The 18,234-nt window shown below is 72.9% G+C and carries 17 protein-coding genes; 5 read left to right on the forward strand and 12 right to left on the reverse strand.

Going from position 1 to position 18,234, the window contains the following annotated elements:
• The first annotated feature begins 38 nt into the window (after positions 1-38).
• Complete coding sequence (locus ABB07_RS27795) at positions 39-539, forward strand: flavin reductase family protein (protein ID WP_208901279.1); 501 nt, start codon at positions 39-41, stop codon at positions 537-539.
• Positions 540-545: 6 nt separating this feature from the next.
• On the opposite strand, the gene ABB07_RS27800 is transcribed toward ABB07_RS27795, so the two are convergent.
• From ABB07_RS27800 to lipB, 4 genes are all read right to left on the reverse strand, one after another.
• A complete protein-coding gene (locus tag ABB07_RS27800) occupies positions 546-1,235 on the reverse strand; it encodes a DUF4191 domain-containing protein (RefSeq protein WP_208901280.1) in 690 nt (229 codons plus the stop codon).
• A gap of 64 nt (positions 1,236-1,299) precedes the next feature.
• Entirely contained in the window at positions 1,300-1,497 is a 198-nt protein-coding gene (locus tag ABB07_RS27805; RefSeq protein ID WP_208901281.1) for an SCO2195 family GlnR-regulated protein, read from the reverse strand.
• A gap of 217 nt (positions 1,498-1,714) precedes the next feature.
• Complete coding sequence (gene lipA, locus ABB07_RS27810; RefSeq protein WP_208901282.1) at positions 1,715-2,704, reverse strand: lipoyl synthase; 990 nt, start codon at positions 2,702-2,704, stop codon at positions 1,715-1,717.
• Between the two features lie 119 nt (positions 2,705-2,823).
• Complete coding sequence (gene lipB, locus ABB07_RS27815) at positions 2,824-3,621, reverse strand: lipoyl(octanoyl) transferase LipB (RefSeq protein WP_208901283.1); 798 nt, start codon at positions 3,619-3,621, stop codon at positions 2,824-2,826.
• A 239-nt stretch (positions 3,622-3,860) separates the two neighbouring features.
• Here lipB and ABB07_RS27820 point away from each other — a divergent pair, with 239 nt between their 5' ends.
• Positions 3,861-5,330: an NsdA family TPR-like regulatory protein gene (locus tag ABB07_RS27820; protein WP_208901284.1), complete on the forward strand. Its 1,470-nt coding sequence runs from the start codon at positions 3,861-3,863 to the stop codon at positions 5,328-5,330.
• Between the two features lie 119 nt (positions 5,331-5,449).
• Here ABB07_RS27820 and ABB07_RS27825 read toward each other — a convergent pair whose 3' ends face one another.
• Both ABB07_RS27825 and ABB07_RS27830 read right to left on the reverse strand, forming a co-directional pair.
• The gene (locus ABB07_RS27825; protein ID WP_208901285.1) at positions 5,450-6,814 is read right to left on the reverse strand and encodes an NAD(P)/FAD-dependent oxidoreductase; all 1,365 of its coding nucleotides are present in this window, start codon (positions 6,812-6,814) and stop codon (positions 5,450-5,452) included.
• A gap of 201 nt (positions 6,815-7,015) precedes the next feature.
• Positions 7,016-7,909, reverse strand: coding sequence for a TIGR01777 family oxidoreductase (locus ABB07_RS27830; RefSeq protein WP_208901286.1), 894 nt, complete (start codon positions 7,907-7,909; stop codon positions 7,016-7,018).
• Between the two features lie 65 nt (positions 7,910-7,974).
• Between ABB07_RS27830 and ABB07_RS27835 the strand changes: the two genes are divergently transcribed.
• A complete protein-coding gene (locus tag ABB07_RS27835; protein WP_208901287.1) occupies positions 7,975-8,454 on the forward strand; it encodes a GNAT family N-acetyltransferase in 480 nt (159 codons plus the stop codon).
• An 80-nt stretch (positions 8,455-8,534) separates the two neighbouring features.
• On the opposite strand, the gene ABB07_RS27840 is transcribed toward ABB07_RS27835, so the two are convergent.
• Positions 8,535-9,719: a MarP family serine protease gene (locus tag ABB07_RS27840; RefSeq protein WP_208901288.1), complete on the reverse strand. Its 1,185-nt coding sequence runs from the start codon at positions 9,717-9,719 to the stop codon at positions 8,535-8,537.
• A 646-nt stretch (positions 9,720-10,365) separates the two neighbouring features.
• Here ABB07_RS27840 and ABB07_RS27845 point away from each other — a divergent pair.
• Positions 10,366-11,136: a peptidoglycan recognition protein family protein gene (locus ABB07_RS27845; RefSeq protein WP_244189804.1), complete on the forward strand. Its 771-nt coding sequence runs from the start codon at positions 10,366-10,368 to the stop codon at positions 11,134-11,136.
• Positions 11,137-11,208: 72 nt separating this feature from the next.
• Positions 11,209-11,478 (forward strand): hypothetical protein, encoded by a 270-nt coding sequence (locus ABB07_RS27850; RefSeq protein ID WP_244189543.1) that lies wholly within the window; start codon positions 11,209-11,211, stop codon positions 11,476-11,478.
• A gap of 11 nt (positions 11,479-11,489) precedes the next feature.
• Here ABB07_RS27850 and ABB07_RS27855 read toward each other — a convergent pair whose 3' ends face one another.
• The 5 genes from ABB07_RS27855 to sucB form a co-directional block, all read right to left on the reverse strand.
• The gene (locus ABB07_RS27855) at positions 11,490-12,008 is read right to left on the reverse strand and encodes a DUF4240 domain-containing protein (RefSeq protein WP_208903654.1); all 519 of its coding nucleotides are present in this window, start codon (positions 12,006-12,008) and stop codon (positions 11,490-11,492) included.
• A 66-nt stretch (positions 12,009-12,074) separates the two neighbouring features.
• Positions 12,075-13,106: a helix-turn-helix transcriptional regulator gene (locus ABB07_RS27860; protein ID WP_208901289.1), complete on the reverse strand. Its 1,032-nt coding sequence runs from the start codon at positions 13,104-13,106 to the stop codon at positions 12,075-12,077.
• A gap of 219 nt (positions 13,107-13,325) precedes the next feature.
• Entirely contained in the window at positions 13,326-16,028 is a 2,703-nt protein-coding gene (aceE, locus tag ABB07_RS27865; protein WP_208901290.1) for a pyruvate dehydrogenase (acetyl-transferring), homodimeric type, read from the reverse strand.
• 284 nt (positions 16,029-16,312) lie between these two features.
• The gene (locus ABB07_RS27870) at positions 16,313-16,936 is read right to left on the reverse strand and encodes a GntR family transcriptional regulator (RefSeq protein WP_055705443.1); all 624 of its coding nucleotides are present in this window, start codon (positions 16,934-16,936) and stop codon (positions 16,313-16,315) included.
• 265 nt (positions 16,937-17,201) lie between these two features.
• Positions 17,202-18,234: 2-oxoglutarate dehydrogenase, E2 component, dihydrolipoamide succinyltransferase (gene sucB, locus ABB07_RS27875; RefSeq protein WP_244189544.1), on the reverse strand; the 1,033-nt coding region annotated here is incomplete at its 5' end.

Below are 18,234 nucleotides of genomic sequence, written 5' to 3' on the forward strand. Positions count from 1 at the left end.
CGGTTGCCCGGTCGCACGGCCACCGGCATCGTCGCGGTATGACCGATGCTCAGGATGTGCTGGCGGCCGAGGTGGCGCCGGAGGAGTTCCGGGACGCCATGGCCCGCTTTCCCTCGGGCGTGGTGGTGGTGACCGCCCGCTGCGAGGACGGCACCCCGCGCGGCTTCACGGCGAGCTCCTTCTGTTCCGTCTCCCTGGAGCCACCGCTGGTCCTGGTGTGTCTCTCGGACGCCGCCGACTCGGCGGCGGTCTTCGCGCGGTGCGAGCACTTCGCGGTGAGCGTGCTGGCCCCGGAGCACCAGCCGCTGGCCCTGCTGTTCGCCACCAAGGGCGCGGACAAGTTCTCCGACGCCCTGCTGCAGCCGAGCCCGTCCGGGCTGCCGACGGTGCGGCAGGCGCCCGTGCAGCTGGACTGTGCCGCATACGCGCGTTACCCGGCCGGGGATCACACGATCCTGGTCGGCCGGGTAACGGGGGTACGGCTGGGCGAGGGTTCGCCGATGGTCTACTGCGAGCGGGAGTTCCGCTCCCTGAACTGAGGAGCCTCAGCGACCCTTCGGCATCCGCATGCCCTTGGGCATGGGCCCCTTCGGCACCGGCATGTTGCTCATCAGGTCGCCCATGGCCCGCAGCCGGTCGTTGGTGGCCGTCACCTGGGGGCCGGTGAGCACGCGCGGGAACTTCAGCATGGTCGTGCGCAGCTTCTTCAGCTCGACCTGGCCCTCGCCGTTGCCGACGATCACGTCGTGCACCGGTACGTCCGCGACGATCCGGTTCATCTTCTTCTTCTCGGCGGCCAGCAGGCTCTTCACCCGGTTCGGGTTGCCCTCGGCGACCAGTACGATGCCGGCCTTGCCGACCGCCCGGTGCACCACGTCCTGGCTGCGGTTCATCGCCACCGCCGGAGTCGTCGTCCAGCCCCGGCCGATGTTGTCCAGCACGGCGGCCGCGGCGCCCGGCTGGCCCTCCATCTGGCCGAAGGCGGCGCGCTCGGCCCGGCGGCCGAACACGATCGCCGTCGCCAGCAGGCCGATCAGCAGGCCGAAGATGCCCAGGTAGATCGGGTGGCCGAGCAAGAAGCCGATCACCAGGAAGACAGCGAGGGTGCCGATGCCGACGGCCCCGAGCACAAGACCGATCTTCTTGTCGACCTTGCGGGTCATCTTGTAGGTGAGAGCGATCTGCTTCAGTCGCCCTGCGTTCGCGGCGTCCGCCGCGGGTTCCTTCCTCGCCATGTCACGAAGTCTACGTGGCCCCGGGAGTGCGGACGACGGCAGTGCCGGTGTCCGGCCGGTGGACTCAGGAGCGGCCGGCGGCCTGCTCCAGGAAGCGCTGCGCCTCGACCCGGTCCTTGGCGCGCCGGCGGTCCTCCAGCACGGAGGTCCAGGCGTTGCGCCGGGCGGTGCGCTGACCGCCGCTCATGAGCAGGGACTCGACGGCGCGGAGAGCATCGGTGAAGGACGGGATGGCGGTGGCGCGTACGGGCGCGGCCTGCATGATCGAGGTCCCCCCTCGGATCGGGTGGTGTACGAGGCGTGATACCAGAGTCACTGATTGGTGTTACCAGGGCGTGTCCGACCGGTCAAACACCCATGAAGCCTTGATGCGGAGCACGGAAACGCTGACGCGGCCCTGACGTCCGCCCTCATCAGCGAGGACGGTCAGGACCGCGTCGACTCGGCCATTACTGGCCAGTAGCTACTTGTGCGCGAATTCACACAGCCTGGGCCGCGATGTACGACCCGCCCCGCTGCGGAGCAGCTGAATGACGCTGTTCGATCGCCATCTGGTACAGGCGTCCGGCCCGGTACGAGGACCGCACCAGCGGACCCGACATCACACCGGAGAAGCCGATCTGCTCGGCCTCCTCCTTCAGCTCCACGAACTCCTGCGGCTTCACCCAGCGCTCGACCGGGTGGTGCCGGACGGAGGGGCGCAGGTACTGGGTGATGGTGACCAGTTCGCAGCCGGCGTCGTGCAGCTGCTTCAGGGCCTCGCTGACCTCCTCGCGGGTCTCGCCCATGCCGAGGATCAGGTTGGACTTGGTCACCAGGCCGTGGTCACGGGCCTCGGTGATGACCTTCAGCGAGCGCTCGTAGCGGAAGCCGGGACGGATCCGCTTGAAGATCCGGGGGACCGTCTCGACGTTGTGCGCGAAGACCTCCGGGCGGGAGGAGAAGACCTCGGCCAGCTGCTCCGGGACGGCGTTGAAGTCGGGGGCGAGCAGCTCGACCTTCGTACGGCCGCCCTCCCGCTCCGCCGTCTGCGCGTGGATCTGGCGCACGGTCTCCGCGTACAGCCAGGCGCCGCCGTCCGCCAGGTCGTCGCGGGCGACGCCGGTGATGGTGGCGTAGTTCAGGTCCATGGTGACCACGGACTCGCCGACGCGGCGCGGTTCGTCGCGGTCGAGCGCCTCGGGCTTGCCGGTGTCGATCTGGCAGAAGTCACAGCGCCGGGTGCACTGGTCGCCGCCGATGAGGAAGGTCGCCTCGCGGTCCTCCCAGCACTCGTAGATGTTCGGGCAGCCGGCTTCCTGGCAGACCGTGTGCAGGCCCTCGCTCTTCACGAGGTTCTGCATCTTGGTGTACTCGGGGCCCATTTTTGCCCGGGTCTTGATCCACTCGGGCTTGCGCTCGATGGGGGTCTGGCTGTTGCGGACCTCCAGGCGCAGCATCTTGCGTCCGTCCGGTGAGACTGCGGACACGTCGGCTCCCTGTGACTTCGATTCTTCGGCGTACACCAGGGTACGCCCGTGCTGATTGCGCCCTGCCGACGAGATCAACCTCGCGGTCGCAGGGCGCATTCCCCCGGACGGTCTACGGCTCAGGCGGTCGCCTTCTCGATCACCCGCGGCCTGAGGTCCGCGTTCTCCAGGACGTCCTTCAGGTGCTTCTCGGCCACCGGCAGGACCTCCTCGATGGTGACGTCCCGGCCCAGCTCGGCCGCGAGGGAGGCGACCCCCGCGTCCCGGATGCCGCACGGGATGATCCGGTCGAACCACTTGTTGTCGGGGTTCACGTTGAGGGCGAAGCCGTGCATCGTGACGCCCTTGGCGACCCGGATGCCGATCGCGGCGATCTTGCGGTCCTCGCGGCGCTGGCCCGCGTTGGAGGGGGCGTACTCGGGGCCGTTCAGCCGGGGGTCGAACTCCGGGTCCTGCAGCCGCGGGTCGAAGTCCAGGGACAGCCCGCCGAGCGAGGGCCGCTGCTCGACCGGGTCGCCGAGCACCCACACGCCGCTGCGGCCCTCGACCCGGGTGGTCTCCACGCCGAACTCGGCGCAGGTGCGGATGAGGGCCTCCTCCAGGCGCCGTACGTGCGCGACCACGTCCACCGGGCGCGGGAGCTTCTGGATCGGGTAGCCCACCAGCTGGCCGGGGCCGTGCCAGGTGATCTTGCCGCCGCGGTCCACGTCGATGACCGGGGTGCCGTCCAGCGGGCGCTCGCTGTCCTCGGTGCGCCGGCCGGCCGTGTACACCGGGGGGTGCTCCAGGAGGATCACGGTGTCCGGGACCTCGTCGGCGAACCGGGCCGCGTGCACCCGGCGCTGCTCGTCCCAGGCCTCCTGGTACTCGACGGCATCCGCACCGAACCCCATGCGGACGAACCGCAACTCACTCACGGCAAGCGCCTCCCTCAGCGAACCGGTGTGTCAGGCACGTAAAGCGCCCACGCCACTGTACGTCCGACCGGCGTACGTCAGCCCGGCGGGCGTTTCTCACACGATCGGATGAATGCGCACCGAAAGATGCGACCGGCTGCTCACTCTCCGCTACATTCGCGCCGTTCGTGAGGCCAAAAGGGCAGCTCACAGGCAATCCCGGCACTTCAGAAGCCGGAAGGCAGGAGACCGCACCGCAGATGACGGACCGACCCGCGCAGCGCACCCCCAACCGCCAGCTCGCCGCGCTCATCGCAGAAGCGGGGTTCTCCAACGCGGGTCTGGCCCGTCGCGTCGACCAGCTCGGCCTGGAGCACGGGCTGGACCTCAGATACGACAAGACCTCGGTCACCCGCTGGCTGCGCGGACAGCAGCCGCGCGGGACGACCCCCGCCCTCATCGCCGAGGTGTTCACGCGCCGGCTCGGGCGCCGGCTCACGGCCCAGGACCTCGGCCTGGACGCCTGCGCGCCGGTGTACGCGGGGCTGGAGTTCGCGGCCACACCGGAGGAGGCCGTCGACATCGTCAGCGGGCTGTGGCGCAAGGACTCCGGCAGCCACGCCGAGCTGCGCAAGATCGCGTTCACCCCGGCGGGGCTCGTGGTGCCCAGCCGGGACTGGCTGATCGGCAAGCCCGACGACAAGGTGGCCCGGGAACCGGCACCCCGGGTGCCCGCGCAAACCCGCCCCGCCCCGGCCAGGCCGCAGGCCCGGGCGGTCCTTCCGCTGCCGCCCCGGGCGCGCGGACAGGCCGAGCGCGCCCCGGGCACCAAGGTCACGGGCGGCGACATCAACGCGCTCCGCTCGGTCGGCGAGCTGTTCCGCACCCTCGACGACCGGTACGGCGGCGGCCACGCCCGGCAGGCCCTGGTGCGCTACCTGGAGCACGAGTGCGAGCCGATGCTGCGCGGCTCCTACGACGAGCAGACGGGCCGCAAGCTGTTCGCCGCGGCCGCCGACCTGACCCGGCTCGCGGGCTGGACCTCGTACGACATCGCCGCACACGGACTCGCCCAGCGCTACTTCGTGCAGGCCCTGCGGCTCGCCCAGGCGGCGGGCGACCGGGCGTACGGCTCCTTCGTCCTGGTCACCATGAGCCGCCAGGCCGTCTATCTCGGGCACGGCAGGGAGGCCGTACAGCTGGCCCGGGTCGCCCAGCAAGGCGCGGGGACGGGTGGCCCGCCGGTCGTGCAGGCGCTGCTGCACGCCTCCGAGGCGAGGGCGCACGGCGTGCTCGGCGAGGTGCGGGCGTGCACGGCGGCGCTCGTGCGGGCCGAGCGCGCCCTGGAGGCGGCCCGGCCCGGGGACGAGGTGCCGTACTGGGCCACGTTCTTCGACGAGGCGCAGCTCGCCGACGAGTTCGGGCACTGCCACCGGGACCTGCAGCAGTTCCGGGCGGCCGCCCAGCACGCCGAACGCTCGCTCCAGCTCCGCGCGCCCGCCTACGCCCGCAGCCGGCTCTTCTGCCGGGTCGTCCTCGCCACGGCCCGCCTCGGCCTCGGCGAACTCGACCAGGCGTGCGCGCTCGCGGCGGAGGCCGCGGGGCAGGCCGCGGAGATGCGGAGCGCTCGCGCGGTCGAGTACGTGCGGGACTTCGAGCGGCGCCTTGAGCCCTATCGGGATGCGGCACCTGTGAGGGGGTATCGGGAGAAGGTGGCGGCGCTGGGGTAGCCGGTCGCCACTCGCCGTTGGGGGTGGCGGTTGTCGGCTTCCTTACGCGCCGTCGTGGTTGCTCGCGCCCACGCGGCGGAGCCGCATGTCGATACAGCCCCGCGCCCCTTCAGGGCGCCTTACGCCGCCCTTGGCAAATCAGGCGCCGGATCCGTACGGTCCAGGGAGCCCGCCGCGCCCAGGTCCGCCAGAATCGCGGCCGCGGCCCTGTGGGCCGAGTGCAGCGCTCCCTGGACCGTGCTGGTGTCGCGGTGGTCGCCGCAGACGTAGAGGCCGGCCATGAGGCGTACCGGGCGGCGCAGGTCGTGCGGGGGGCGCATGGCGGGGACGGCCTCGGGCGTGTGGTGCACCGCCAGCGTCTCCCAGCGGCGCGTCGAGGTGCCGTAGAGACGGGAGAGGTGGATGCGGACGGCGGTGTCGATCCCCTCCGGAGGTGTGCCGAGCACGGTCGAGGAGATCAGCACCCGGCCGACCGGAGCACGGCTGGGGTCCACGCTGCTGAGCACCGCCGTGTGCGCCACCGGCCCGCCGCGGTCGGCGTCCAGCAGCAGCGAGGTGCCGGTCGGGAAGGCCGCCGCCGGATCGTCGGTGGTGTGGTGGACCACGGTCACCGGGTGGAAGTCCGGCACCCTCAGGCCCGGCAGCAGCTCCGCCGCCGCCCGCGCGTCGGTCGCCAGCAGCACCGCCCGGCAGCGGATCTCGCCGTGCTCGGCGGTGGCCACCGAGGTCGTGGACACCGAGGTGACCCGCACCCCGGTGTGCACGGTGCCCGGCGGCAGCGCCCGCGCCAGCAGCTCCGGCAGCACGTCCGCGCCGCCCTCCGGCACACCCAGCCGGCCACTCGCGAAGGCGCGCAGCGCGAGGTCGGCGCACCGGCTGGAGGTGGTCAGCTCCGGGTCGCACAGCAGGGCGGCGAGCAGCGGGCGCAGGAAGCCGTCGATCGTGCGCGGCGGCATCCCACGCCGGGCGAGGGCCTGCCGGGCGGGCAGCTCGGGGCGGGCCAGGATGCGCTCGACCGGGGTGGCGGCGAGCCGCCCCAGCGCGGCGCCGAGCCGGGCCTGGTCGACCGCGCCGCCCGCCGGCGCACCGGCCCGGCCGGGGGTGGCCGCCGGTCCCCTGGGGGCGCTCGCGAGGGCGCGCACCACATGAAGTGCGCCCCTTGTGCTCCTCCCGGTCGCCGGTGCGCCCGCGCGCTGGGTGCGTCCGTCGCGGTGCAGCAGGACGCCCGGTGCGAAGGTGCGCAGGACCAGGGAGTCCAGGCCCGGGGTCGTGCGGAGTTCGGGGTAGGACGTGGACAGCAGCTGTCCGATGCGGTCGAGCCGGAAGCCGTCGACCTTCTCCGTCGACATGCGGCCGCCGACGTACGGGGCGGCCTCGAGGACTGCGGTCGAGATTCCTGCGCTGGTCAGCCGATGGGCCGCCGAGAGTCCGGCGATTCCGGCTCCCACGATGACGACGTCCACCTGGTACGCGGGCTCAAGCACGAGGCCCCTCCTGTGGTTGCGCGGCCGGTGGAGACGTCATGCCCCCAACTGGCTCCGGGGATACCCGAGTTCGCGTCGAGGTTAGGTCCGTGATCGGTCGCGAACAGTCGCGCATCAACAGGGCACGGTCGCATGGAGGTCGCATGCGGTCACAACAGATCGCAGGTGAGGCAGGAGAGCACCGGGGACCGCGCGCGTACGTCAGGCCGCCCGGATCGCCTCCTCGATTCCCGGGAACGCGAAGCGGAAGCCCGCCTCCAACAGCCGCCTCGGGACGACCCGTTGGCCGGCCAGCACGTCCCCCGCCATGTCGCCCAGCACCGCCCGCAGCACCGGCGCCGGCACCGCGAACGGGGCCGGGCGGTGCAGCACCCGGGCCATCGCCGCCGTGATCTCACGGTTCGTCAGCGGCTGCGGGGCCGTCAGGTTGAACGGCCCGGACAGGGTGCCGTCGTCGATGAGACGGCGCAGCGCGGCGACCTCGTCGTGCAGCGAGATGTACGACCAGTACTGCCGCCCGTCGCCCAGCCGCCCCCCGAGCCCCGCCCGGAACAGCGGGAACAGCCGCCCCCAGGCCCCGCCGCCGCGCGCCACCACCAGCCCCGTGCGCGCGAACACCGTCCGCACGCCCGCCTCCTGCGCCGGCGCCGCCGCCTCCTCCCACTCCACGCACAGCGAGGGCAGGAAGCCGTCGCCCGGCGGGGCGCCCTCGTCCACCGTCCGGTCGCCGGTGTCGCCGTAGATGCCGATCGCGCTGCCGCTGACGAAGACCCGCGGCGGCTCGGGCAGCGCGGCCACCGCCTCGGCCAGCGCGGCCGTGCCCAGCACCCGGCTGTCCCGCAGCACCCGCTTGTACGACGGCGTCCAGCGCCGGTCGCCGATCCCGGCCCCGGCGAGGTTCACCACCGCGGCACAGCCGGTCAGCCCGCCCGCGTCGACGTACTGGCCCACGGGATCCCAGCAGACCTCGTCCGGGCCCGCGGCCGCCCGGCGCACCAGTCGTACCACCTCGTGCCCGTCCGCGGTCAGGGACCGCACCAGGGCGCTGCCGATCAGCCCGGACGCCCCGGCCACCGCGATGCGCATACGTTCCATGACCCCAGCATGCCCGCGCGAAAACCCCGTGAGGCGCTCCGGCGGGCCGCCGTAGGGTGACCGTCATGCCGGAGCCGTACATACGCGTCGCCGTGCCCGCCGACGAGGCGGAACTGGCCGCGCTCGACCGGGCCACCTGGTCCACCCTGCACGCCGTGTCGCCCCCGCCCCAGGGGCCGTTCTTCGACGAGCGGCACCTCCCGGAGGACTACCTGGTCGCCGAGGCCGACGGGCGGCTCGCCGGCTACGTCCGCATCGGCCGCCCGACCCCGCTCGCCTCCAACGCGCACGTCCTGCAGATCCAGGGCCTCGCCGTCGCCGCTCAGGCGCGCGGGCGGGGTCTCGGGCGCGCGCTGATCCGGGCCGCCGTCGAGGAGGCGCGCGGGCGCGGGGCCCGGCGCCTCACCCTGCGGGTGCTCGGGCACAACGCCCCGGCCCGCGCGCTGTACGCCTCCGAGGGGTTCGCCGTCGAGGGGGTGCAGCCGGAGGAGTTCCTCCTCGACGGCGCCTACGTCGACGACGTGCTCATGGGCCGCCGCCTCTGACCACCGCGCGCCGGCCCGGCCACCGGGAGCCGGCCGACCACCCCGCGCCGACCGGCCGCCGGGAGCCGGCCGGCCCGCCGCTAGGAGCTGACCAGCTGGCCGGTGTCCACCGTTGTCGTCGACGTGGCCGCGCGGTGGGCGTCGCCCGCCACCTCGTCCGCCGTCAGGGCATACCCCGTCTCGGCGTCCGAGGTGGAGCGCGCGAACACCACCCCGAACACCTTGCCGCTCGTGGTCAGCAGCGGGCCGCCGGAGTTGCCCGGCCGGACCGTGGAGCGGATCGAGTAGATGTCCCGGGTGACCGCGCCGTCGTTGTAGATGTTCTGCCCGGTCGCCCGCACCCGGCTCGCCACCGTCGCCGCCTGCAGGTTCAGGCCGCCGTCCTGCGGATAGCCCGCGACCACCGCCGAGTCCCCGCGGCTCGCGCTGGTGTCGAAGCGCAGCACCGGGGCGTGCAGCCCGGGCACGTACAGCACCGCCACGTCCCGGTCGGGGTCGAAGAGCACCACCCGGGCCGCGTACGACCGCCCGACGCCGCCGACCCGCACGCTCGGGTGGTCGATGCCCGCCACCACGTGCGCGTTGGTCATCACGTGCCCCGCGGCGTAGACGAAACCGCTGCCCTCCCGGCCCTCGTTGCCCGAGGCACCCTCGATCTTCACGGTGCTCAGCTTCGCGGCGCTCGTCGCGGCCGGGGTGACGCTGTCGCCGGAGGGCCGGGCCACGCGGGCCGTGGACTCGTTCTCGAACGGGTTGAAGACCTGCGGGAAACCCGCCTCGGTCAGCGCCGAGGTGGCCCGCGAGAACCACGCGGGCGTGGTGTCCGGCATGGCGTCCTGCACCGCGCCCAGCAGCGTCGAGTTCCGTATCGCCGCGTTCAGCGTCTGCGACGGGGCGGCGCCCAGCACGCTCGCCGCCACCCAGGCCACGATCAGCACCGCGACCGAGTTCGCCGCCGCGCCCCCCAGCCCGTCCAGCACCCGCAGCGGGCCCCGGTCCAGCTCCCCGCGCAGCCGCAGCGCCAGCCGGCCCGCCAGTTCGTGCCCCACCACGGCGGGCACCAGCACCGTCACCACCGCGAGCGCCGTCGCCTGCGCGGTGCCGCGCTCCACCAGGCCGGTCACCCAGGGCAGCACCCACACGCCCACGACGGCACCGCCGACGAACCCGGCCAGCGAGACACAGCCGGCCACCAGCCCGCGCCGGTAACCGGACGCCGCGTAGACGAGGATCACCAGCACGAGCACCAGGTCGAGCAGGTCCACGGAGCCGCCTTTCTCTCGGACCCCTCAGTACGGACGGGACGGGTCCGGTGATCAGTCACCCAGTCATGGCACGGCCACCGGGTGGCGAACCGGCCATGTCATGTGTGTACCCCCAGAAACGTCCCGGACCGGGATGATGGTTCCGCCAGGTGGCAGAGCGCACATCGCGGGCACGGTCCGGCCGCCCGAGAGTGGGCTCATGCACGTGATGCACGCCGTCCGAAGACGACTGGTACGAAGAAGAGCGCAGACGCCCCGGCGCCGTCGCAGACCGGTGGCATCGGGGATGCAGACCATGCGGGCGGAGCCGGAGAAACGGCCGGACCCGGGGAGTCCGGAGGTGCCGGAGACCTCCGGGACCTGCGCGCCTTCGCAGCCCCCGCGGGCACCCGGGACGCCGGAGCCACCGGCGCCGCCCGGTCGGCAGCAGCCACCGGCACCGTCGGACATGGCGGGGACCCTGCGCCCGGCGGAGACACTCGGGCTGCCCTGGACCCCGCAGCCACCGGCACCGTCGGACATGACGGGGACCCTGCGCCCGGCGGAGACACCCGGACTGCCCCGGACCCCACAGCCACCGGAGCGACGGCGCGGGTCCGCGTCGCCCCATCCCCGGTGCCGGTCCGCGCGGCGGATACGGGGTGCCCTGACGGTGCTGGTCGGCTGTCTGCCCGGGCTGGTGGCCGTGCTCGTGCTCGCCCTGTGCGCCCGCGGTGTCGAGCGCCCCGCCGCGGACCGCCTGGCCCGGCCCGTCCCGGCGCGCACCCCGCTCACCCACCGCGCACCCCGGCCGCGCATCGTGCCCCGCACCGTCTGGCTGGGCACCGCCGGGCGGGTCCAGCCGCCGCCGCGCTACGACGACAAGGTGGTCGCCGTCTTCCTGCACCACACCGACTCGCCGAGCGCGTACGACTGCGCCGACGCGCCGGAGATCATCCGCCGCCTGTACGCCGGCCAGACCGGCGCCCGGAACTGGGACGACATCGGCTACAACTTCATCGTCGACCGCTGCGGCACCATCTACGAGGGCCGCGCCGGAGGCACCGACCGGCCGGTCACCGGCGCCCACACCCAGGGCTTCAACCACCGCACCGCCGGCATCGCCGCCCTCGGCACCTTCACCGCGGGCGTACCCGTGCCGCGGGCCATGACCGACGCGATCGCCGCCCTGGCCGCCTGGAAGCTCGGCCTCGCCGACGTCGACCCGCGCGGACAGGTCCGGCTGGTCTCCAGCAACAACCTCAGCCGCTACCGGGCCGGCACCACCGCCACCCTGCCGACCCTGGCCGGCCACGACGCCGGGTTCATGACCAGCTGCCCCGGCGCCGCCCTCAGCGCCCGCCTGCCCGAGATCAGGGAGAAGGCCGCGCGCCTCCAGGGCCGGGCCAGCACGGCGAGGCTCACAGCGATCCCCTAGGCGCCACGCAGCCCGCTCCGAGCCCCGCTCCCTACGGTCGTGCCCATCACCAGCCGACCGGAGGAGGGGATCATGAACAGCAGTCGTACCCGGGAGAGGAACACGGCCGAGAGCGCCGGCCGGAGCACGACCGAGCGCGTGGAGCGGGCGCGGTGGACACGGACCGCGCGCGGGCCCTGGGCGGTGCTCTGCGCGGTCGCGACCGTCGTCATCGGCCCGGCGGCGGCCACCGCGTCCGCCCTCGACCAGGCCAACGCCGCGCCGCTGCACCACGCCGTGCGGGCCGACCAGCCCCAGGCCTACCTGCCGGCCGACAGGCTGCGCAGGCGTACGGCCGGCTGAGCCGGGGCCGGCTACTCCCGGAAGCGGTCCCACAGCCGGGGGAAGCGCGCGGCGAGCGCCCGCTCGTTCTCGAAGTCCACCGGCAAGCCCTCCGGTTCGGCGGGCGCCGGGGCGATGCCGAGGTCGGGCGCGACGGTGCCGGTGAGCTGCTCGTAGGCCTCGTCCGCCGCGTAGCCCAGGTCCTCGCCGTCGCCGTCGATCTCCTCGTCGAAGTCCTCCAGCAGCTCCGCCAGCGAGTCGGGATCGTGCAGGGCGCCCTCGTAGACCTCACGGCCCTGGCCGATCAGCCAGCACCGGAAGAAGTCGAACGCGTCGTCGCTGGCCCCGTCCAGCAGCACCCAGGCCGCGCCCCACAGGTCCCACCGGTAGGCGCGGTTGTAGCGGGCCTCGAAGTGACGGGCGAAGTCCAGGACCAGGTCGGGGTCCAGCTGGAGCAGCCGGTCCACGAGCACGTCGGCCTGTTCCTCGGGGTCGCCCTCGGCGGCCTCACGGGCGGCGTCGATCAGCTCCCAGAACTCCGTCTCGTCCATCACGCCACCAGCATCGGGCCTCCACCGGTGGGGCGCACGCGGAGTACGCCGGAGTACGGCGGATCGTTATCCGCCGTCCGCGCGCCGCCGTCCGTCGCCCGCACCGTCGTACAGCGCGGCCAGCCGGGCGGCGTCCCGGGCGAACCGCTCCCGCAGGTTCTCGGGGCCCAGTACCTCCGCCTCCGCTCCGAGCGCCGTCAGCTGCGCGTACGCGACCTCCTCCGACTCCACGGGCAACGTCACCGTCACCCAGCCGGCCCCGTCCGGCCCGTCCGGCCCGCTCAGCGCCTCCCGCGCCGCCACCGGATCGACGGCGTACCGCAGCCTGCGCACACCCTCCGGCGACAGCCGTACGACGACCTCGGCGCGCAGGATCGAGCGCGCGAACCGCTCGGACTGCTCGGCCCAGTGGGCGGGCAGATCGAAGTCCGGATCACGGGTGAAGCGTTCCGCCAGGAGATCCACGGCGCTGAACCGGTCGATGCGGTACGTCCGGTGGGTCCACGAGGCGCCGGTCCGCGAGGCGCCGCCGTCGGCCACCCGCGCGCACAGGTACCAGACGCCCGCCTTCAGCACGAGCCCGTACGGCTCCAGTACCCGCTCCACTTCCTCCTCGCCGCGCCGGTACCGGGCCGTGACGCGGCGGTCCTCCCACACCGCCTCCGCGACCGCCGGCAGCAGCGCGGGCGTCTCCGGCTCCCGGAACCAGGCCGGCGCGTCCAGATGGAAGCGCCGGGCCGCGCTGTCCGGGGCGTCGCGCAGGGACGGCAGCAGCGCCGCGGAGACCTTCAGCCGGGCGGCGCAGTGGGCGTCCTCCAGGCCCATCTCCCGGAGCGCCCCCGGCACCCCGCTCAGGAACAGCGCCTCCGCCTCGCTCCTGGCCAGCCCGGTCAGCCGCGTGCGGTAGCCGCCGACCAGCCGGTAGCCGCCGGCCCGCCCCCGGTCCGCGTACACCGGCACGCCCGCCTCCGACAGCGCCTGCGCGTCCCGGGTCACCGTCCGCTCCGACACCTCCAGTTCCCGCGCGAGTTCGCCGGCGGTCATGGACGGCCGGGACTGAAGGAGGAGCACCATCTTGATCAGGCGTGCGGCACGCATGCGTCTCATGATGCCGGGGGGCACTGACAGCGGCGGCCGAGCAGGGTTCGGCACCGCCGGCCACCGCCGTGGGGGCTGAGCGCCGTTGCGGCGGAAGAGAGAAGCGGCGGAAAAGGGAAGCGGCGGACAAGAAGGTGCCCTTCTTGTCCGCCGCAACGGCGAGCCACCACGACGGAGGTGACCGGCGGTGCCGAACCGCCCGTCGCCCCGTCGGCCGGCTCACAGCCCGTACTTGTCCCGGGCCTCCTTGACCGCCGTGGCCTTCACCTCGCCGCGCCGGGCGAGCTGGGCCAGGGCCGCGACGACGATCGACTGGGCGTCGATGCCGAAGTGGCGGCGGGCGGCCTCACGGGTGTCCGACAGGCCGAAGCCGTCGGCGCCCAGCGAGGACCAGTCCTGGTCGACCCACTGCGCGATCTGGTCCGGCACCTGGCGCATGTAGTCGGAGACCGCGAGGACCGGGCCCTCGGCGCCCTGCAGCGCCTGGCGGACGTACGGCACCCGCTCCTCGCCGCGCAGCAGGGCCGCGTCGGCCTCCAGCGCGTCGCGGCGCAGCTCCGTCCAGGAGGTCGCCGACCAGACGTCGGCCGCGACACCCCACTCCTCGGCCAGCAGCCGCTGTGCCTGGAGGGCCCAGTGGATCGCCGTACCGGAGCCCAGCAGCTGGATGCGCGGGGCGTTGGCGGCCGGGGACAGGCCCGCGGACTCCGCCGTGTTGAAGCGGTACAGGCCCTTGACGATGCCCTCGTCGATGCCGAGGCCGGCCGGCTTGGCGGGCTGCGGCAGCGGCTCGTTGTAGACCGTCAGGTAGTAGAAGACGTCCTGGTCCTCGCCCGGCTTGGCCTCGCCGTACATCCGGCGCAGCCCCTCACGGACGATCACCGCGATCTCGTAGGCGAACGCGGGGTCGTAGGTGAGGGCGGCGGGGTTCGTGGCCGCGATCACCGGGGAGTGGCCGTCGGCGTGCTGCAGGCCCTCACCGGTGAGGGTCGTACGGCCCGCCGTCGCGCCGACGAGGAAGCCGCGGCCGAGCTGGTCGCCGAGCTGCCACATCTGGTCGGCGGTGCGCTGCCAGCCGAACATCGAGTAGAAGATGTAGAACGGGATCATCGCCTCGCCGTGCGTCGCGTACGCGGTGGACGCGGCGATGAAGTCGGCCATCGAACCGGCCTCGGTGATCCCCTCGTTGAGGATCTGGCCGTTCTTGGCCTCCTTGTAGTACATCAGCTGGTCGCGGTCGACCGGCTCGTACGTCTGGCCCTTGGGGGAGTAGATGCCCAGGGACGGGAAGAGGCTCTCCATGCCGAAGGTGCGCGCCTCGTCGGGGACGATCGGCACCCAGCGCTTACCCGTCTCCTTGTCGCGGACCAGGTCCTTGACCAGGCGGACGAAGGCCATGGTGGTGGCCACGTTCTGGGAGCCGGAGCCCTTGTCGAAGGAGGCGAAGGCCTTCTCGGCCGGGGCCGGCAGCGGGGCCAGCGCGTGCGTGCGGCGGGCCGGGGCCGGGCCGCCGAGGGCCGCGCGGCGCTCCTGGAGGTAGCGGACCTCGGGGGAGTCGGCGCCCGGGTGGCCGTAGGGGACCACGCCGTCGGTGAAGTCGCTGTCCTTGATCGGCAGGTCGAGCAGGTCGCGCATCGCCTTGAACTCGTCCACCGAGAGCTTCTTCATCTGGTGGTTGGCGTTCTTCGACGCGAAGCCCTCGCCGAGGGTGTGGCCCTTGACCGTCTGGGCCAGGATCACGGTCGGCGCGCCCTTGTGCTCGACGGCGGCCTTGTACGCGGCGTAGACCTTGCGGGCCTCGTGACCGCCGCGCGAGAGGTGGAAGCACTCCAGGATCTTGTCGTCGCTCAGCAGCTTCGCCATCTCCGCCAGCGCCGGGTCCTTGCCGAAGAAGTCGGCGCGGATGTAGGCGGCGTCGCGGGTCTGGTACGTCTGGATCTGCGCGTCCGGTACCTCGCGCAGACGGCGTACCAGGGCGCCGGTCGTGTCGAGCTGGAACAGCTCGTCCCAGGCGGTGCCCCACAGCGTCTTGACGACGTTCCAGCCGGCGCCGCGGAACTGGGCCTCCAGCTCCTGCACGATCTTGAAGTTGGCGCGGACCGGGCCGTCCAGGCGCTGCAGGTTGCAGTTGATGACGAAGGTGAGGTTGTCCAGCTCCTCACGGGCGGCGAGCGCGAGGGCCGCCGTCGACTCCGGCTCGTCCATCTCGCCGTCGCCCAGGAAGGCCCAGACGTGGGAGGCGGAGACGTCCTTGATGCCGCGGTTGGTGAGGTAGCGGTTGAAGCGCGCCTGGTAGATCGCGGAGAGCGGGCCGAGGCCCATCGACACCGTCGGGAACTCCCACAGCCAGGGCAGGCGGCGCGGGTGCGGGTAGGACGGCAGGCCGTTGCCGCCGGACTCCTGGCGGAAGTTGTCCAGGTGCGCCTCGTTCAGGCGGCCGTCGAGGAAGGCGCGGGCGTAGATGCCCGGGGAGGCGTGGCCCTGGATGTACAGCTGGTCGCCGGAGCCGTCGCCCTCCTTGCCCTTGAAGAAGTGGTTGAAGCCGGTCTCGTACAGCCAGGCGGCGGAGGCGAAGGTGGCGATGTGGCCGCCGACGCCGTACTTGCTGCCCCGGGTCACCATCGCGGCCGCGTTCCAGCGGTTCCAGGCGGTGATCCGGGCCTCCATCTCCGGGTCACCGGGCAGGCCCGGCTCGGCGGAGGTGGGGATGGTGTTGACGTAGTCCGTCTCGAGGAGCTTCGGCAGCGCGATGCCGCCCGCCTCGGCGCGCTCCAGCGTGCGGCGCATCAGGTATGCGGCGCGGTGCGGCCCGGCCTCCCGGGCGACGGCGTCGAGGGAGGCCTGCCATTCGGCGGTCTCCTCCGGGTCGCGGTCGGGGAGCTGGTCGAGCGCGCTCGGCTGGATGGCGTTGGGGTCGGTCATGTCGCCGCCTTCCTCAGTCGAAGGGGGTTCCCTCATCGGTAAGGGGTTCGGGGGTGCCCTTGGTCTTTGGCAGGACAGGGCGGGCGGACCTCGGTGGAGGTCCGTCGGCGACTGTAACTCCCTGATCGATGATCGATCAAAGGGTTGAGGTCGAAAACTTCTCGAATCCGAGAAAGTCGGCACGCGGTGCCTTCAGGACTGGCACCGGGTGACGCCCGAGCGCCTTGTTTTCGCAGGTGGGGCGGCGTCTGAGCGGGTGCCCGCTCGACTGAACGCGGCGCGTGTCAAGCCCGCGGGGCGCAGCCCAGGACGTGCGCCTTCACGATCTCCGGGATGCGGGGATCCCGCCTCTTGAACGCGGCCACCAGCTCCTCGTGCTCCTCCGCGTACGACTGCTGGACCGTGCCCAGCCAGCGGATGGACAGCGCCGTGAACACCTCGATGCCCAGGCCCTCCCAGGTGTGCAGCAGCACCGAGTTCTGCGCGGCGCGCACGAGTTCGCGGTGGAAGCCGACGGTGTGGCGGACCTGGGCGGTGCCGTCGGCCTTGCGGTCGGCCTCGTACAGGGCCAGGACGTGCGGCTCCAGGGCCGAGCAGTCCTCGGCGAGGCGGTCGGCCGCCAGCTCCGCCGCGATGGCCTCCAGGCCGGCCCGGACGGGGTAGCTCTCCTCCAGGTCGGCCGCGGTCAGGTTCCGTACGCGCACGCCCTTGTTCGGGGCGGACTCGATCAGGCGGAGCGACTCCAGCTCCCGCAGGGCCTCGCGGACCGGGGTCTGGCTGACCTCCAGCTCCGTGGCGATACGGCGCTCCACGATCCGCTCGCCCGGCTGCCAGCGCCCGCTGACGATTCCCTCCACGATGTGCTCGCGGATCTGTTCGCGCAGCGAGTGGACGACGGGCGCGGTCATTGAGGGCTCCTTCGGGAGGGCTGACGTTTAGACAATACGGCGGGTTCGCTCCGCGGGTAGAGCCGATGAGGGGGCTTTGGCGCAGGTGAGACAAGACTTACACGGCGTACAGCTGGGCGAAGAACCGAACAGCTCGGTTCGGTCCGTCGTCGGGCGGCCGGGGGTCTTCCGTGGTTCCTCGCGCAGTTCCCCGCGCCCCTTATACGTCGGTGCCCTCGCCCGGAACTTCCAGGCGAGGGCACCGATGTGCTGCGGTGGCCGGCGATTACAGGCCGAGCTCCACCTCGAACTCGCCCGCCTCCAGGATCGCCTTGACCGCCGTCAGGTAACGGGCCGCGTCGGCGCCGTCGACCAGACGGTGGTCGTAGGAGAGGGTCAGGTAGGTCATGTCGCGGACGCCGATGACCGTGCCCTCCTCGGTCTCGATGACGGCCGGACGCTTGACCGTGGCACCGATGCCGAGGATCGCGACCTGGCCCGGCGGCACGATGATCGTGTCGAACAGCGCGCCGCGCGAACCGGTGTTGGAGATGGTGAAGGTCGCGCCGGACAGCTCGTCCGGGGTGATCTTGTTGGCGCGGACCTTGCCCGCCAGCTCCGCCGTGGCCTTGGCGATGCCGGCGATGTTGAGGTCACCGGCGTGCTTGATGACCGGGGTCATCAGGCCCTTCTCGGAGTCCACCGCGATACCGATGTTCTCGGAGTCGAAGTAGGTGATGGTGCCCTCGGCCTCGTTGATCCTGGCGTTGATGACCGGGTGGGCCTTCAGCGCCTGCGCGGCGGCCTTGACGAAGAACGGCATCGGGGAGAGCTTGACGCCCTCGCGCGCGGCGAAGGAGTCCTTGGCCTGGGCGCGCAGCCGCATCAGGCGGGTGACGTCCACCTCGACGACCGACGACAGCTGGGCCTGCTCGTGCAGCGCCTTGACCATGTTGTCGCCGATGACCTTGCGGATGCGCGGCATCTTGACGGTCTGGCCGCGGAGGGGGGAGACCTCCAGGGCAGGCGCCTTCTTGGCAGCGGCGGCCGGGGCGGCAGCGGCCGGAGCCGGAGCGGCGGCGGCGGCCTTCGCGGCCTCGGCGGCGGCGAGGACGTCCTGCTTGCGGATCCGGCCGCCGACGCCGGTGCCCTTGACGGTGGCCAGGTCGACGCCGTTCTCGGCGGCGAGCTTGCGCACCAGCGGGGTCACGTAGGCGCCCTCGTCGGTCGCCTGGGTGGCGGTCGGGTGGGTCGGCGCGGTGGCCGGGGTGACCGGAGCCGGGGCCGGGGCGGGCGCCGGAGCCGCGGGCTGGGCCGGG

Source organism: Streptomyces incarnatus, from assembly GCF_001027185.1.
GTDB lineage: Bacteria > Actinomycetota > Actinomycetes > Streptomycetales > Streptomycetaceae > Streptomyces > Streptomyces puniciscabiei.